The sequence below is a fragment of the Amycolatopsis azurea DSM 43854 genome, from assembly GCF_001995215.1.
Lineage (GTDB): Bacteria > Actinomycetota > Actinomycetes > Mycobacteriales > Pseudonocardiaceae > Amycolatopsis > Amycolatopsis azurea.
Genome location: NZ_MUXN01000052.1, coordinates 1 through 1,121, shown reverse-complemented (window position 1 = coordinate 1,121; position 1,121 = coordinate 1). Strand labels below are relative to the sequence as shown.

Below are 1,121 nucleotides of genomic sequence, written 5' to 3'. Positions count from 1 at the left end.
GGGGACTTTCCCCGCGTCTGACGCGGTGAAGGGCGGGCGGTCTCAACTGGTTGTTGCAAGTAGTGCTTTGTCGAGTGCTTGTACGGGTGTAAGCAGGCCGAGTGTAGGGCGTGGTCGGGTGTTGAGGCGGAGGGCGACTGCGTCGCAGTGGGTTTGGGTGAGGTGGCGCAGGTCTGAGCTTTTGGGCCAGTACTGGCGTAGGAGGCCGTTGGTGTTTTCGTTGCTGCCGCGTTCCCAGGGGCTGTGGGGGTTGCAGAAGTAGACCTGCAGGCCGGTGTCGAGGGTGAACTGGGCGTGCTGGGCCATTTCGTTGCCCTGGTCCCAGGTCAGCGATCGTTTCAGTTCGGTGGGCAGGGTGGCGATCATGCTGGTGAGCAGTTCCCGGACTTCGACGGCTTTGTGTGTGTCGGGCAGGGGCGCCAGCAACACGAATCGGGAGTGGCGTTCGACCAGGGTGATGACCGCGCCCTGGCTGACCGCACCGAGGATCAGATCGCCTTCCCAGTGCCCAGGCACTGCCCGGTCGGTGGCCTCGGCTGGGCGTTCGCTGATCGGGGTCATCCCGGTTATCCGGCCCTTGCGGCGGCTGGAGGTGCTGGTGCGCGGCCGGCGCCGGTCACGGCCTGAGCGCAGGTGTTCGGTGAGCTCGTTGCGCAGTTCGCCACGGGTCTGGATGAACAGTGACAGGTAGATCGTCTCGTGACTCACCCGCATAGCCTGATCGTCGGGAAACAACATCGGCAACATCAGGGAGATCAGCTGGGGTGACCAGTCCGCTTCCAGCAGACCGGTCACCACCGCCGCCAGCTCACCGGCCAGCAGGTGGGCTTTCGGGCGCCGGCCGCGTTCGAAGGCCAGGCGCTGGGCTCGGTCGGCCCGGTAGCGGCGGGGCCGGCCAGTGATCCTGGTGCCGGGCCGCGAGCACCGCGGTCCACCACCGCGGCGTACTTCTCGTGAAATCGTCGAGGGTGACCTACCCAGGACTTTCGCGATCGCGTCCTGGGTAAGTCCGTGATCCAGACCATTCTGGATCTTTTCCCGTTCCTCGCACGTCAACCGGGGTCCTGGCATGAAGATCTCCTATCAGCTGCCACCACTTGCAACAACCGATTGAGACCGCC

The 1,121-nt window shown here is 65.0% G+C and carries 1 protein-coding gene; it reads right to left on the bottom strand.

What is annotated here, in order from left to right; all coding sequences use genetic code 11:
- Window positions 1-42: 42 nt before the first annotated feature.
- On the bottom strand, window positions 43-1,071 hold the full coding sequence (locus B0293_RS42790; protein ID WP_005159709.1) for an IS30 family transposase: 1,029 nt from the start codon (window positions 1,069-1,071) through the stop codon (window positions 43-45).
- Window positions 1,072-1,121: the final 50 nt, after the last annotated feature.

Coding starts and splice junctions, on each gene's coding strand:
- B0293_RS42790 (WP_005159709.1), bottom strand. CDS start 1,071: ATGCCAGGACCCCGGTTGACGTGCGAGGAACGGGAAAAGATCCAGAAT.